Raw genomic sequence first — 14,307 nt, 5'->3', positions numbered from 1 at the left:
TTGCCATAACAACAATTTTCAACGCCAACCTACTTAGCGAATGTATTTCATTCGGTATCCATCAAATAAGTCATAAATTAGCCGTAACCATTTTAAAAATAACTCCTGTAAATTATAAAATAATGCTGTATTTTTAATTATTGTATATTTTTGAATAGTTTTTGAGATAATTTTTTCAATAGGATTTATTTAAGCAAAAGCAATTTAAAAAATCAGGATTTTATCTAAACATTGACCATTAACTTTCTACTTGAGTAAGTCTAAATGAATAAACTTTTTTGTGCAGATAATTCACGAGAAATCCAAGAAGATATCATTGGTAGCGCTACCAACTACCAAACCTACATTTTAATAGAATGTCCTACCCCTTGGGTTTATGAAGCCTTTGAATCTAAATGGGTACCAGATAACTTACGCAGTTTAGTAGAAAATATAACCCGCGATCAACTACCAATTCGGTTTCTATTAATTGCCAATGATGAATCTCATAGACGACAAGAAACAACCCTATTAATTTATCAACAGCAACAGGGATTAAGTCAAGGATACCGAAAACAAGAATTTAAATTACCAAATATTGAACAAGTCGCCGGATTTGTCAGTAAATGGTTAGCAGGGATGAGTGTTGATTATGAAATAGAATCCAGTATTACCAGAGATATCTTAATATGTACTCATGGTAGCCATGATCAATGTTGTGCTAGATATGGCAATCCTTTTTACTTTTACTCTCAAAATACAATTGCTGATTTACAGTTCAATCACATCAGAATTTGGAAATCAAGTCACTTTGGAGGACATAGATTTGCTCCCACAGCCATAGATTTTCCCCAAGGAAGATATTATGGCATCCTCGATCAAGATACCTTTAAATCAATTCTTACCCACACTGGGGATATACAATGTTTACATAAAGTTTATCGTGGTTGGGGAATATTGCCAAATCCCCTCCAAATCTTGGAAAGAGAACTCATGCTGCGTTTAGGTTGGGATTGGTTTAACTATCAAGTAACAGGTAAAATCATCGAAAAAAGCTTAGATAATCATACAATTATTGGTGAGTTGAGTTTTGAACAACCTCCCGGTACTCTCTACACTTATCACGCCAAACTTATAAAAGATGATGTGAAAACACAAACAGTTAAGGTTTCTTGTCATGCTGCCAAAGAAACAGTATGTTTGAAATATGCTATATCTAATCTTTGGCTGGTAGCGAAGAAAGTGGCAACTTATAGTTAAAATATGGCAGGAGTCAAGAAGAAGCTTAAGTATATACTTAAAAGAAAACTATAGGACTCCTATTTGAGTTATGAACTAGTTTTTTTAACGAACCACAGAGACACAGAGGACACAGAGGTAGGAAAATAAGAGATGTTCACATTTCATTTAGGATTGCTATAGTACAACACGGCATAAATAAACCAACCATTCTAAATCGTTAAAAAGCTTATACTGTCTTCGTTTTGACTTTTGACTTCCGCCCTGGGGTACTAGACTCCTGTATAAAATTAAATTTTATGGAGTAGAAAAATAAAAAAATGTCTAATAACCGTTCTGGAATCTTTATTGGTGGTTTGATGTTGGGAACAGCTATCGGCACTTTAGTCGGTTTATTAGTTGCTCCGCGCACAGGCCGCGAAACCCGTAAACTAATTAAAAAATCTGCCAATGCTATCCCCGAATTAGCGGAAGATATTTCTACCAGTGTCCAAATTCAGGCAGATCGTCTTTCTAGTAGCACCCTAGACAACTGGGAAGAAACTGTAGATAGATTGCGGGAAGCGATCGCTGTTGGCATAGATGCCACCCAGCGCGAAAGCCAAAGTTTCCACAAACAAAATACTGTTAATATCAGCAGCACCCCAGACGACACCGATTCCCTGACTGAAAAACTAGAACGTTCATAAATGCCATAAGTAGGTGAACAGAATAAAACCAACCTGTGTAAAGAAACGTAAAATCGCTGAAAACTTCTTTACTCTTGCCCCTTGCCTATTGCCCCTTACCTTGCTATAACGACAATTTTCAACGCCAACCTACTTAACCGTGATTGATCCTTTATTTTGGCTGGGACTATCCATCCTCCTAGTTACTGTCAGTCTAACAACCGTTTTAGTGGCAGCCATCCCCGCTTTGCAGGAATTAGCCCGTGCTGCTCGTAGTGCCGAAAAATTCTTTGATACCCTTTCACGGGAGTTACCGCCTACTCTCAACGCTATCCGCGACACCAGCATAGAAATAACAGACTTAACCGAGGATGTTAGTGAAGGTGTCAAAAGCGCCGGTCAAGTTGTTAAACAATTTGATCAAAGCCTGGATAATGCCAAGAAACAAGCAGAAAGTATGCAAATCGGCACTCGTAGCGTCTTCATTGGCTTTAAAGCCGCTTGGAAAAGTTTCACACGCCAAAAAAATCCCAAGAAAAATACAAAAACACTTGCCAATCCGAAACCGAATGAGAAACTACCGAAACATACAGCAGAAGTCAGGACTCAGGAGTAAAATTGGCTTTGCAGTTATACTCAAAACGGCTAAGTAGGTGAACACAATAAAACCAAACTGTGTAAAGAAATGTAAAATCGCCCAAACCCTTTTCACTCTTGCCTCTTGCCTCTTGCCTTTTGCCTTGCCATAACGACAATTTTCAACGCTCACCTACTTAGAAGCTGGACTTTTTTATCATACAAAGAACAAGGTTCAAAGCCTCTCCAGTATTAAATATTATTCCTTTTCCCTCTCCTCTTAGGAGAGGGTTAGGGAGAGGTGCAAAGGAGAGGTTTACCAGAGGGGTTTCATATTTGGTTAAACTATGAACCGTTTCAATTTGCTGTATCAAATTTAACTATGTGCATATTTAAGTGTTGATACCATCAAAAATCAAGCATTTTTATGGAGTTTATTCCTGACTCCCGACTCCTGTTCCCAATTTCTTGATCAGATTTTGTTAAGATACCTAAATATTAGAGTAAAGTAAAGAAGTGTAAAGAAATATCACTTTTACATTACGCTTTAAAAAGCACTTGTTACATTATCCTCTTGATTTTATAGTATAAAAACGTTCATGCACCTGTGTTTTTGGCGACGAATTTTAGTATCAATTGCCGTATTTTGCTTTGTTGGCTCAATTTTAGCAATTGATTCCCCATCAGCCCTAGCTTATGAAAATCCCGATTTACTACCCAGCTTTGTAACACCAGTAGTAGATTTAGCAAAAACTCTCCCTGACCCCCAAGAAGAAAAGCTAGTTAAAGAATTAGAACAGTTTGAAACTGACACCGGTTGGAAACTGCGCGTTTTAACTCAGTACGACCGTACCCCAGGTAGAGCAGTGATTAAATATTGGGGTTTAGATGATAAAAGTATTCTTTTGGTAGCAGATGCCCGTGGTGGTAACATCCTCAGCTTTAGTGTGGGTGATGCAGTTTATGAATTCTTACCTCGCACGTTCTGGATTGAACTACAAACCCGCTTTGGTAACTTATACTTTGTTCGTGAAGAAGGAGAAGATCAAGCCATTCTCCAGGCTCTAAATTCAGTTAAAGGTTGTTTACTCAAAGGTGGTTGTAACGTCGTTCCAGGACTACCTAGAGAACAATGGATACTCACCCTTGTTACCTCCGCTGTTGGCGGGATTATTTGTGGTTTTGCTGGCCAACCCCGTGGCGATAAAAAAATAGTTGCTTGGCAATGGGCATTAATTTTCTCACCTTTATGGGGAATGTTATTTATTGCCTTCGGTATTGCTCCAGTTATTACCCGGACAACCGATTGGTTGCCTCTAGTCCGCAATATTTCCGCTTTTGCCATTGGTGCTTTAGTAGCTTATTTATCTCCCATGCTGAATCGGATTTCTCCCGATGCTGAATCCTGAAAAATGACTGGGGAATAGGGATTAGGAAGGGAAATTTGCAATTTTACAGTTCAAAATCCAAAATACTGATAAGCTAAAGGCTAATATATAAGAAGCTAAATAGCAATGGAATGGCACGTAACTGATGCTCAAAGTTTGGCAATTATTGATAATGAAATTGGTGATCATATTTTTTCACCAGCAGAGTATGAAATCGTCCGTCGCGTAGTTTACGCTACAGCCGATCTTGAATATAAATCCTTGATTCGGTTTTCAGAACAAGCATTACAAGCTGGAGCAGCCGCCTTAGCTACGCGAACTACTATTGTGGTAGATGCGCCAATGGTGCAGGTGGGTATATCCCACGATATTCAAAATACTTTTGCTAATCCAGTGTATTGCAGTATGGAAGCAATAACACGACCCCAAAAGGAAAAAACCCGTGCAGCTTGGGGCATTGAAACTCTGGCTAGGCGTTATCCAGAAGGGATATTTGTAGTCGGTCAAGCACAAACAGCCTTAACTGCACTGGTGGAATTAATTGAAGCGGAAGAAATTAGACCCGCTTTAATAGTTGCTACCCCAGCAGGTTTTATCAATTCAAAAATTGTAAAAGAACGATTACAAGAATCCTTAGTTCCTTATATTACTGTTGAAGGTCGCAAGGGTAACGCTGTCGTAGCTGCTGCTATTGTTGATGGTTTAGTGGATTTGGCTTGGCAGGCCTATGGACAGGATAGAAATGTAGGCGGATGATGTAGGGCAGGGGGTAGGGGGAGTAGGGGGAGTAAGGGGAGTAGGGGGAGTAAGGGGAGTAAGGGGAGTAAGGGGATTAGGGGGAGTAGGGGGAGTAAGGGGAGTAGGGGGAGTAGGGAGCAATTTTTCTTTTTTCCTTCTTTCTTCTTTATTCCGACCCTTCTTCTTCTTTCTAACTCCTGACTCCTGACTCCTGATGAAGGGCGCAGGCCCTGCGCCCCTACTTCCTATGTCCCGAACGACGGCGGGGTTTTCTCTCCTGGTTCGCACGCAAGCGCACACTAACCTCGTTGAAAAAGTCTCTGCGGACATAGGGGTAATCACTTACCCATAAATCACGACTAGGAATATATATATCGCTGAATTCTTCAATAGTGCTTAAATCAGAACTATTGGACATAACCACCATTTCAGCTATTTGTCCACGAGCAATGACTTTATGAGCGTTACGTAGTGGAGCTTCAAACTCCACAGTAAATCCTGTATCGTCGCCTATTTCTAAGTTAATCCGCTTTTCGCGGTTTTCGATGATGACTAACTCACCTTTACTATTCACGGTTTCTTGTTTACCCATTAACCGATCCGTAATCCACCAGTCTAACACTCGTCCCCGAAAAAAGCCACTGTATTTGTAACGGCGGCATTTTCTATTGCGTATACTTGCTTGGAATATGGGATACCAAAGCCAAAAGAAAGCACCAAATACCCCAAAAAAGAATATTAATCCAAATTCTAATCTAAACAAGAATTGTATCAGCAGTAGTACAGCTAAGATCACCACAGAAATTAGTATCCGTTGCACAAAACTGCTTACTTTCCCCCAATAGTATTTATATTGTGGTCCAGAGGCAATTAGGGGGATAATTTGTTCAAATTTTTGGCGAGTTAAGGGAACGAGCATATTTTACATTTTGGATTTTGGCTTTTGGATTTTGGATTGGAAAATCACCAATCGAAAATTGCTAACAGTTAAAGTATTTTTTCTAGCCCATATACTAATGACTTTAGCTGATTAACTTTGCGAATGGCTAATATTACTCCTGGCATATAACAGGCGCGATCGCTGGTATCATGACGTAAGGTATAAATTTGTCCTGCTGCGCCAAAAATCACTTCTTGGTGGGCAATTAGTCCTGGTAAGCGGATACTATGAATTCTAATCCCTTCGTCTGCTAAACTGCCCCTAGCTCCGGGTATTTTCTCCGTTTCTTCCACAATAGCAGTATTAAAAGTTTTGCCCATTTCCGCTAATAGTTGAGCAGTTTGAATGGCTGTACCGCTAGGAGCATCAGCTTTTTGGTTATGATGGAGTTCGATAATTTCTACATGATCAAAATACTGGGAAGCTCTGAGGGCGGCTTCTTGGAGTAGTACCATACCAATGGAAAAGTTAGGAATAACTAAACAACCCGTACTGGCTTTTTCGGCAAAATCAGCTAATTCTTCGAGTTGTGCCGGACTTAAACCCGTAGTTCCCACAACTGGACGAATTCCATAGGCGATCGCACTGCGAATATTATTATAAACTGCATCAGGATGAGTAAAATCAACTAATACCCCCGGCTGCATCTGTCTCTCCCCAGCCACATACGCCAACATTGGCTCTAATTGATTCGTAATTGGTACTTCCAAGGGTTCACTTAAACCCGCCAATTCCCCCGCATCTTTACCTTGATGTTCAGGAGTTGTGTCAATTGCACCCATTAAAGTCAAATCAGATGCTGCTGCTACCGCTTTAATTACCTCTCGTCCCATTTTACCAGCCGCACCGTTGACAATAACCGGAATAGAAGTTTGATTGCTCATAGATTTAAGAATTATTTTTAATTCAACAAAGAAATTGTCTCACAAGAGATAACCAACGGCACAGAAGCCACTTAATCTTCTTGAGTTTGAGGATTTTCGCTTTGCCAAGCTAGATAATTTAAAAAGCTAAGAACTTCTTGTAATTTATCATCAGGGATGACTTCCAAACTTCCAAACGTTGTACTACCTTGTTTCTGAGTTTATTCATCTCTGTAATACTCTGAATAGTTTTTAGTATGGATTAATCTCAGAACGCTTTTTAGGAATGTAAAATATCACACAAAATATCCACAATTAAGGTTTGAGTCTTTAACGATAATAAGCCTAGCTCACGCTGAATAAGTGAGGATCGAAGTGTTACCAAATGATCAAGTCTGATGGTTGATGATTTACGAAGACCACTCATAATAAAATCTGGATTTTCTGGTCTGAGAATAATATCTGTATGAAGGGGATTTTCGGGAATACGGCTGGTGATGAGGGCAAAAATAATGTGCTGATATGCTCCAATTGTATTGGTTAGACAATAGGCAGGACGGACTTTACTGGAAGATAAATCGTCAAAGGGAAATTGAATTAAAACGATTTTACCCTTCATAGGCTACAGGTTGTCCATCTTTCAGGGTATAAATATCTTCTTCTGGATCATGCAGAAAAGCAAAGCTAGGGTTATTGGAAACAGCATCTAACCAAGTTTGTTCATTAAGTTCATCTTCTGGCATTAAAAGAATAACGCGCACAACCCTGTCCTTTGCTTGGGGAATGGGATGATCAAGTTTGATTTGCCCTTGGGTATTTAGGATACCAGTGGTTTCAATCGCACGCATAGCTAAATCTAAGAGGGGTGATTTTATTCTAACATTATTTGGCTCGTTTATTGTCGCATGAGAAATTAGTAACTCGCGGACAATTTGGCGATATTTAGCTACACAAGTATCAAGTAAATATTGCATAAATTCAATTAAAAATATTAAACTGAAAATATGGTTTCATCAGGTGGCAGTAATTCATCTCGCTAGGACTCAAAGTTAATACTGTCTGCAAAACCTTGATGTTCCAAAATTATATTTGACCAAGTTCTAGTTTTGTTTTCTAGAAATGTAGCTAATACAGTGCCTTCGTGAATGTCCTTTGGTATTTCAGCAAGTTGGATTTTTCCATCTTTATAAATTCCCTGAACAGTTTTTAGCATGGATTAACCTCTATCAATTGTGCCACAAGAAACCGCTTGTTATTATCCAAGAAAATAAATGTTACTCATAAATCTTACTACGATGAGCGATCAGAATAATATTAACTAAAACTACTTCATCATCAATGGAATAAACAACTCGATAATCTCCAACTCGATAACGATAATAACCTGAATAATTACCTTTTAATGGCTTAATATTAGGATGAAAACTAGGATTTTCTTCAAGTGTTTGAAAACATCTTGCTAGTTTTTTCGCTAAGAGACTTCCAAATAAAAAAATGTCCCAAAACTGATGCAGAAATTCTCTCTCTGTGTACTCTGTGCCTCTGTGGTTCGTTTCTTAGGATAATTTATTTCTTGGAAGTCTCTAAGGTTTTATTGCTTTTAGCAAAAACTTTTTCTGCCTCTAATGATAATTGGACTTTATACGTCATCTCTAATCATCCGCCAATCTTTTACCTTCCCTTCTTGAACTTGTTGTTTTGCTTGTTCAAAAGCAGATTCAAACCCAGAAATTTTTAATAATTCTTCTGTTGCATCTTCATTTTCATCATTAAGTAAATCACGTAAAAATTCAGCAATAACTATTAGTTTTTCTGGAGATAATTTATCAATATTTTGTTTGACTTGATTACGCATTTGAGTTGTATTCATAATCTATATCTCTCATAACTATTCTTGTTATATCACTACTCGCTGTTTGATAACGATTTTACCCTTCATGAGCTACAGGTTGTCCATCTTTCAGGTTATAAATATCTTCTTCTGGATCATGAAGAAAAGCAAGGCTAGGGTTATTTGTAACAGCATCTAACCAAGTTTGTTCATTAAGTTCATCTGCTTGTCTTGCCAAAAAATCAGTTAAAACCTGACGAATTAAATTTTCTTCGGAAATGCCAAGATTATCAGATATTTTTTGCAAAATTTGGTCTTCTGTTTCCGAAAGTGAAATTAGCTTTTCTAACATTGGTAAAATCCTTTCTTAAAATCAGATAACTTAAGGACATAATAACATTATGTCCCTACAATTGCACTACCAAACCCGAATAGCAGGTAATGAAACCCCTTAAATCTTCAGATCCCCGACTTCTCAAAGAAGTCGGGGATCACTGAAGTTTTGCGCCGCATGATCAGTAACCGCATCTGGGAAATGATGAGTACCGACGATTTCCCCATGATTTAATGCGTCCATCTTATTGACCCTTTAGTTACTAAATTACAGTATCATCCGCCAAATTCAAAAAATCTGGTAAACCCTAAATACTGGTAATTATACACAAAAACAACGCTTTAGTCCAGCCTATAGCGATCGCCATTCTTGTCGGTTAGCTTAATAATTCGTTGTCTTCCTTAACATAATCTATAGGAATAAGTAGGTGAACACAATAAAACTAAACTGTGTAAAGAAATGTAAAATCGCCCAAACCCTCTTCACTCTTGCCTCTTGCATGAGTGCCTTTTGCCTTGCCATAACGACAATTTTCAACACTCACCTACTTAATGGTGATCTTTATATTACACTGCAATAATTGGCGATCGCACTAATAACTTTGAGCCTGAAAATTATTGGGAATATCCAACTCGAAAACTTGATCATGAATACGAGCCACATAAAGCCCTTCTTGCAGAATTTTCTCGCGTAATTCGTTAGACAAATCAACAGACGCTAATATGCCATAAAGTCGTTTGTTTTTGTGTTCAGGAAAAAAGTTACGAAACCGTTGTAAAATACTTTTTAATTGAGTAATAGAATCTTCCCTTGCATGACTTTTAACCTCAACAATATAGGCAGTATTTAACTCACCATTAGCATAAGCAAGAACATCAATTTCCATGTGTTGTCCTCCCTTACTAACTCGCACACTGGGACTGATAACTTCCATCCCAAATTGTTGTCCCAAAATAGTTTCCATTGAAGGCAGGGCAAGACCTTCTGTAAAACTGCCAAATTTTGCACCAAGTCCCCCAATTTGTTTACCTAATTCTTTGAGTTGGCGGTCAGTTTCTTTTTGAGCAGTAGCTAATTCTGCCAACAGTTGCCATACGTCTTCTGATGTGGTTGCCATAGATGATTTTTCTCCGTAATAATGTTTATATTACCCTGGACTGGCGATCGCACTAATAACTTTGAGCCTGAAAATTATTGGGAATATCCAACTCAAAAACTTGATCATGAATACGAGCCACATAAAGCCCTTCTTGCAGAATTTTCTCGCGTAATTCGTTAGACAAATCAACAGAGGCTAATATGCCATAAAGTCGTTTGTTTTTGTGTTCAGGAAAAAAGTTATTCCATCCCAAATTGTTGTCCCAAAATAGTTTCCATTGATGGCAGGGCAAGACCTTCTGTAAAACTGCCAAATTTTGCACCGAGTCCCCCAATTTGTTTACCTAATTCTTTGAGTTGGCGGTCAGTTGCTTTCTGTTGCTGACTAATTTCTTTAAATAGTAGATCAGTTTCTTTCTGTTGTTGAGCAGTCTCTTTCTGTTGCTGACTAACTTCTTTTAATAGTAGGTCAGTTTCTTTTTGGGCAGTAGCTAATTCTGCTAACAGTTGCCATACGTCTTCTGATGTTGCCATAGATGATTTTTCTCCGTAATAATGTTTATTATAATCTGCCAAATTTAGAAAATCTGGTAAACCCTAAATACTGGTAATTATACACAAAAACAAAGCTTCAGTCCACTCCACCACCGCCCCATAAGTATCTCCCGTATGTCCACCCAACTGATAATCAAACCAAGCTGCGGTAACAACAGAAATCACACTTCCAGCCAAAACCATCCCCACAGCCAAAACTAACTTCTGGGGATTAATTAACCAAACAAAACCACTCAAACCCAGCAATAAAAAGAAGCTTGGTAATAAATCTAAATAAGAATGAATCGCTTGTTTATGAAACGCACCTTTACCAGTCGGTTTCAGATAAGGGTATTGACAAATAGCCATTTGTTGTCCCCAACGTCCCCACCCACAAGCAGCCATTAATACAAAATAATGGTTTTCAGCTATCTCTGTTAAAGCTGTTGTTTTCAAAATAATAATCACAATAGCGGACATTGCCCCAAACGCACCAGTAGCACTATCCATCATTACCTGCAATCTGCGTTGAGGATCACCCACCGCTAAACCATCGGCTGTATCCATTGCTCCATCTAAATGTAATCCTCCCGTAATTGCTATCCACGCACCCACTACCAAAGCATTACGAGTTAGCACGGGGACACCTAAATAATTCATCCCTGTATCTAAACCACCTAAAATTCCCCCAATCATCAACCCAATTACTGGTGCAAAACAAGCAACCTTCTGGAAGTCCAAATTTTGCAGATAGGGTAAAGGAATAGCTGTATAGAAAATTACAGCCGCAACTAAATTTAAGAATTGCTGTTGCCACCAGCGTAAAACGTTAGCCATACTTGAGAAAGAGTTCAATTAGCCAAATACTTCCAGTATTCATGAATATAAATGTTCTCATCATAAATTCCTTCCAGACTGACAATCCACCGCCAATGATTAGTCGGTCGCCTCCTAAACTTGATATTTTGGAACTATGGGAAATTAACAATCCATCTCATTGATTGTCTGGCTGCGTTGTCACTCACCTTCCATAACCCGCTATTTCTCTATGAGTCATCATCTACCCCACACCAAAATACCAGCCCCGTGCATAGTCAACATGGGCATAGTTGTTAATAAACTCGATATCCGCCAATTGCTGCGTGATTTAGGTAGAGTCCACTACATTTACACCCAAGAAAACAAGCTACTAAGTGAGGGTGACGGAGATGTAATGGAAGTATTCGCTAATTCCCATCGGTCTACCCTAGTCACTAACCATGCACTATATGTGAATGTGGATAGTTTTGATTATCTGGAATTAAAACAATCTCCACAGCAAGAAACCTACTTTGACTTGATTCAAGAGCAAATGTGTTTACGCTTGATTCCTCTTTCCACACCTTTGCAAGCAAGACGCGATCGCCAATTTAACGTTACGGTTATAGAAGCGATGATGGATCAAGTCTTAGCAGCTAGATGGGATGCGGAAATTGATGACGACTGCTGTGATTCTTTTTAAAGGAGTCAGCACTATGGCTAACGCCACGCTACGCTATCGACTTCGCTCAGTGACCGTCAGGAGAAAGAATGAGGTAGAAGTAGGACTTACGCATAATTCATGGAATAACGAACCACAGAGGCACAGAGAACACAGAGAAATGAGGGTTTGAGGGATATTTTGCGTAATTCCTGAGAAGAAAGGAGGTATCACAAAACCTTAACTAAAGAAATCATATCCTCTTTGGGGTCATAGTGGATTGCGGGGTATGACCCTCACAAGACAAAAACCCCCACGAACGCCCTAAGTAACACCAAAAATGTTAAGTTGATGGATAAATTTAGCTAACTAGTATTTTTGCCTTGAGTGCCAATTTTTCCTTTGAAAGTCTCGCTACCTGTAGCCAGACCAAAGCTAGAGCCGGAATATTTTCTACTCCCCACGGAATTGTAGAAACACCCAGGTTTATGCCTGTGGGAACATTAGCTAATGTCAAAACTATCACTCCTGCCCAATTGGGAGCAACAGGAGCGCAGATGGTTTTAGCTAATACCTATCATTTACATCTCCAACCGGGAGAAGCTATTGTTGCTGGTGGTGGTGGATTACATAAGTTCATGGGTTGGTCTGGTCCCATGCTCACCGATTCCGGTGGATTTCAGGTTTTCAGTCTGAGCGAAATGCGGAAAATTACCGAAGAAGGTGTAACTTTCCGTTCGCCTCATGATGGGCAAATCATTAAATTAACGCCAGAACGCTCTATTGAAATTCAGAATATTTTAGGGGCGGATGTGATCATGGCTTTTGATGAATGTCCTCCCTATCCTGCCACCCGTCAGGAAGTTGAAGCCGCAACAGACCGAACCTATCGCTGGTTAAAACGCTCTATATCTGCCCATCAACGCCCTGATCAGGCATTGTTTCCCATTGTCCAGGGGGGAGTATATTTAGATTTACGCGCCCGTGCTGCTCAAGAATTGGCGCAGTTAGATATGCCGGGATATGCCATTGGTGGGGTGAGTGTGGGTGAACCAACGGATTTAATGGCGCAAATTGTCCAAACTACAGCCCCGCTCTTACCGATGAATAAACCCCGCTATTTGATGGGTGTGGGGACTTATCGAGAAATGGCGATCGCCATCGCTTCTGGTGTAGATTTATTTGATTGCGTTATTCCCACCCGCTGGGCTAGACATGGAACAGCTATTGTGTCCGGTGAACGCTGGAATATCAAAAATGCTAAGTTTCGTGAAGATTTTACACCATTGGATACAACTTGCCCTTGTTACACCTGTGAAAATTTCAGTCGTGCTTATTTATCTCATTTAGTGCGATCGCAGGAAATATTAGCATATACTTTGTTGACTATTCATAACATCACCGAATTAATTCGCTTTACTCAAAAGATTCGCGCATCAATTTTGAGCGATCGCTTTGTCACAGATTTTGGTCATTGGTTAGAACCATCAGAAATTGAACTAGTAGTCTGTCAATCCGAAGATGATGGGTGAAGGTAAGCAGGGAGGTGGGGGAAGTGGGGGAAGTGGGGGAAGTGGGGGAAGTGGGGGAAGTGGGGGAAGTGGGGGAGGTGGGGAGGGAAGAACAGAAGTTTTTTCCGATCATTACCCGTCAAAATAAATTTGACGAACTACTAGAAAAAACCGATAACTGAATAAACACAATCCCTTTAAAACCCACGCAGGTGGGTTTCGCCCGTGTAGCCGTGACTTCTAGTCGCCCGGATTCTCAATCAATCCAAAATCCAAAATCTAAAATCCAAAATCGGATCACCTAACCATGTTAAAATATATATCGCATATAAAAGGTATTTGATTATTAGGTGGATTTAAACAAACATGGAAGCAGCACTATTACTAGCGAAATTGCCTGAAGCCTACCAAATCTTCGACCCATTGGTAGATGTATTACCTGTTATTCCCGTCTTCTTCTTGTTACTTGCATTTGTTTGGCAAGCAGCAGTGGGTTTTAGATAAATTACCCATCTCCAACTTTTTGGACAGGTAACATCCACCTGTCCTATTTTTTTGCATAAAATTAATAGTTCTTAATATTCTGCAATAAATCAATATAATTAATCCAATTACATCCTCAATTACCAGGAATCTACTATGGGAAACATCAAATTTGTCAAAGAGAATAAAGAAATAGTCGCCGCAGATGGTGCTAATCTCCGACTCAAAGCTGTAGAAAATGGCATTGATATTTATAAATTTTTCAGCAAAATGACCAATTGCGGCGGCGCTGGACAATGTACTACTTGTGTTGTCCAAATTGTCGAAGGACTAGAAAACCTATCTCCCCGTACAGATTTAGAAAACCGCAAATTCAAAAACAAGCCTGACAACTACCGTCTAGCTTGTCAAACCGTAGTGAACGGACCTATTACCGTCATCACCAAACCTTAAGAGCTTTTAAAAAATTTGGCTTCACTCTGTCATCTATGATGCTATTCTGGAATAGTTGACTCGAAATTACACAAAAGGCTATCTTGCTATGCAAGTTAATGATTTGGGTTTCGTAGCGAGCATTTTGTTCGTACTAGTACCCGCCGTGTTTTTAATCATGCTTTACATCCAAACTTCCAGCCGCGAAAGTTAATTAACAGCTTTGCGAACAGC

At 39.4% G+C, this 14,307-nt stretch carries 23 protein-coding genes; 11 read left to right on the top strand and 12 right to left on the bottom strand.

Annotated elements, in window-relative coordinates; genetic code table 11:
- Positions 1 to 264: 264 nt before the first annotated feature.
- The 5 genes from FJR37_RS13580 (at position 265) to FJR37_RS13560 (ending at position 4,606) form a co-directional block, all read left to right on the top strand.
- Positions 265 to 1,239 (top strand): sucrase ferredoxin, encoded by a 975-nt coding sequence (locus FJR37_RS13580; protein ID WP_039204883.1) that lies wholly within the window; start codon positions 265 to 267, stop codon positions 1,237 to 1,239.
- A 299-nt stretch (positions 1,240 to 1,538) separates the two neighbouring features.
- The gene (locus FJR37_RS13575) at positions 1,539 to 1,907 is read left to right on the top strand and encodes a YtxH domain-containing protein (protein ID WP_168466248.1); all 369 of its coding nucleotides are present in this window, start codon (positions 1,539 to 1,541) and stop codon (positions 1,905 to 1,907) included.
- 139 nt (positions 1,908 to 2,046) lie between these two features.
- Entirely contained in the window at positions 2,047 to 2,502 is a 456-nt protein-coding gene (locus FJR37_RS13570) for a DUF948 domain-containing protein (RefSeq protein ID WP_168466247.1), read from the top strand.
- A gap of 559 nt (positions 2,503 to 3,061) precedes the next feature.
- A complete protein-coding gene (locus FJR37_RS13565; protein ID WP_039204881.1) occupies positions 3,062 to 3,871 on the top strand; it encodes a TPM domain-containing protein in 810 nt (269 codons plus the stop codon).
- A 105-nt stretch (positions 3,872 to 3,976) separates the two neighbouring features.
- Positions 3,977 to 4,606: a precorrin-8X methylmutase gene (locus tag FJR37_RS13560; protein WP_039204879.1), complete on the top strand. Its 630-nt coding sequence runs from the start codon at positions 3,977 to 3,979 to the stop codon at positions 4,604 to 4,606.
- Between the two features lie 220 nt (positions 4,607 to 4,826).
- Here FJR37_RS13560 and FJR37_RS13555 read toward each other — a convergent pair whose 3' ends face one another.
- The 12 genes from FJR37_RS13555 to cobS form a co-directional block, all read right to left on the bottom strand.
- Positions 4,827 to 5,507, bottom strand: coding sequence for a phosphate ABC transporter permease (locus tag FJR37_RS13555; protein WP_168466246.1), 681 nt, complete (start codon positions 5,505 to 5,507; stop codon positions 4,827 to 4,829).
- Between the two features lie 68 nt (positions 5,508 to 5,575).
- On the bottom strand, positions 5,576 to 6,412 hold the full coding sequence (dapB, locus tag FJR37_RS13550) for a 4-hydroxy-tetrahydrodipicolinate reductase (RefSeq protein ID WP_039200250.1): 837 nt from the start codon (positions 6,410 to 6,412) through the stop codon (positions 5,576 to 5,578).
- A gap of 259 nt (positions 6,413 to 6,671) precedes the next feature.
- The gene (locus tag FJR37_RS13545) at positions 6,672 to 7,010 is read right to left on the bottom strand and encodes a type II toxin-antitoxin system PemK/MazF family toxin (RefSeq protein WP_039200251.1); all 339 of its coding nucleotides are present in this window, start codon (positions 7,008 to 7,010) and stop codon (positions 6,672 to 6,674) included.
- Complete coding sequence (locus FJR37_RS13540; RefSeq protein ID WP_200888883.1) at positions 7,000 to 7,365, bottom strand: hypothetical protein; 366 nt, start codon at positions 7,363 to 7,365, stop codon at positions 7,000 to 7,002. Before FJR37_RS13540 ends, FJR37_RS13545 begins: the two co-directional genes overlap by 11 nt.
- Before the next feature lie 62 nt (positions 7,366 to 7,427).
- Positions 7,428 to 7,604 carry a hypothetical protein gene (locus FJR37_RS13535; protein ID WP_168466245.1) on the bottom strand — a complete coding sequence of 59 codons (177 nt, stop codon included), beginning with the start codon at positions 7,602 to 7,604 and terminating at the stop codon, positions 7,428 to 7,430.
- Between the two features lie 61 nt (positions 7,605 to 7,665).
- Positions 7,666 to 7,905 carry a type II toxin-antitoxin system RelE/ParE family toxin gene (locus FJR37_RS13530; protein ID WP_071992837.1) on the bottom strand — a complete coding sequence of 80 codons (240 nt, stop codon included), beginning with the start codon at positions 7,903 to 7,905 and terminating at the stop codon, positions 7,666 to 7,668.
- A 125-nt stretch (positions 7,906 to 8,030) separates the two neighbouring features.
- A complete protein-coding gene (locus tag FJR37_RS13525; protein ID WP_039200252.1) occupies positions 8,031 to 8,261 on the bottom strand; it encodes a hypothetical protein in 231 nt (76 codons plus the stop codon).
- A gap of 58 nt (positions 8,262 to 8,319) precedes the next feature.
- On the bottom strand, positions 8,320 to 8,574 hold the full coding sequence (locus FJR37_RS13520) for a hypothetical protein (RefSeq protein WP_039200253.1): 255 nt from the start codon (positions 8,572 to 8,574) through the stop codon (positions 8,320 to 8,322).
- Between the two features lie 574 nt (positions 8,575 to 9,148).
- On the bottom strand, positions 9,149 to 9,673 hold the full coding sequence (locus FJR37_RS13515; RefSeq protein ID WP_168466244.1) for a DUF3782 domain-containing protein: 525 nt from the start codon (positions 9,671 to 9,673) through the stop codon (positions 9,149 to 9,151).
- A 52-nt stretch (positions 9,674 to 9,725) separates the two neighbouring features.
- Entirely contained in the window at positions 9,726 to 9,908 is a 183-nt protein-coding gene (locus FJR37_RS26490) for a hypothetical protein (RefSeq protein ID WP_217355274.1), read from the bottom strand.
- The gene (locus tag FJR37_RS26485; RefSeq protein ID WP_217355273.1) at positions 9,895 to 10,188 is read right to left on the bottom strand and encodes a DUF3782 domain-containing protein; all 294 of its coding nucleotides are present in this window, start codon (positions 10,186 to 10,188) and stop codon (positions 9,895 to 9,897) included. The genes FJR37_RS26490 and FJR37_RS26485 overlap by 14 nt, the downstream gene beginning before the upstream one ends.
- A gap of 63 nt (positions 10,189 to 10,251) precedes the next feature.
- Entirely contained in the window at positions 10,252 to 11,025 is a 774-nt protein-coding gene (gene cobS / locus FJR37_RS13505) for an adenosylcobinamide-GDP ribazoletransferase (protein WP_039200254.1), read from the bottom strand.
- Positions 11,026 to 11,236: 211 nt separating this feature from the next.
- Between cobS and FJR37_RS13500 the strand changes: the two genes are divergently transcribed.
- From FJR37_RS13500 to psbM, 6 genes are all read left to right on the top strand, one after another.
- The gene (locus FJR37_RS13500; RefSeq protein ID WP_039200255.1) at positions 11,237 to 11,689 is read left to right on the top strand and encodes a hypothetical protein; all 453 of its coding nucleotides are present in this window, start codon (positions 11,237 to 11,239) and stop codon (positions 11,687 to 11,689) included.
- A 341-nt stretch (positions 11,690 to 12,030) separates the two neighbouring features.
- Positions 12,031 to 13,179, top strand: coding sequence for a tRNA guanosine(34) transglycosylase Tgt (gene tgt, locus FJR37_RS13495; protein WP_168466243.1), 1,149 nt, complete (start codon positions 12,031 to 12,033; stop codon positions 13,177 to 13,179).
- Positions 13,176 to 13,340 (top strand): hypothetical protein, encoded by a 165-nt coding sequence (locus FJR37_RS26480; protein ID WP_217355272.1) that lies wholly within the window; start codon positions 13,176 to 13,178, stop codon positions 13,338 to 13,340. The genes tgt and FJR37_RS26480 overlap by 4 nt, the downstream gene beginning before the upstream one ends.
- Before the next feature lie 184 nt (positions 13,341 to 13,524).
- Complete coding sequence (locus FJR37_RS13490; RefSeq protein ID WP_006195022.1) at positions 13,525 to 13,662, top strand: photosystem II reaction center protein K; 138 nt, start codon at positions 13,525 to 13,527, stop codon at positions 13,660 to 13,662.
- Positions 13,663 to 13,797: 135 nt separating this feature from the next.
- Entirely contained in the window at positions 13,798 to 14,094 is a 297-nt protein-coding gene (locus FJR37_RS13485; RefSeq protein ID WP_039200258.1) for a 2Fe-2S iron-sulfur cluster-binding protein, read from the top strand.
- A gap of 88 nt (positions 14,095 to 14,182) precedes the next feature.
- The gene (gene psbM, locus FJR37_RS13480; protein WP_071992815.1) at positions 14,183 to 14,287 is read left to right on the top strand and encodes a photosystem II reaction center protein PsbM; all 105 of its coding nucleotides are present in this window, start codon (positions 14,183 to 14,185) and stop codon (positions 14,285 to 14,287) included.
- The last annotated feature ends 20 nt before the right edge of the window (positions 14,288 to 14,307 follow it).

This window comes from Aphanizomenon sp. UHCC 0183 (assembly GCF_009712065.1).
In the GTDB taxonomy this organism is placed as follows: Bacteria; Cyanobacteriota; Cyanobacteriia; order Cyanobacteriales; family Nostocaceae; genus Dolichospermum; species Dolichospermum heterosporum.
The sequence above is the reverse complement of the archived record's forward strand: the minus strand, read 5'-3'. Positions and strand labels throughout refer to the sequence as shown.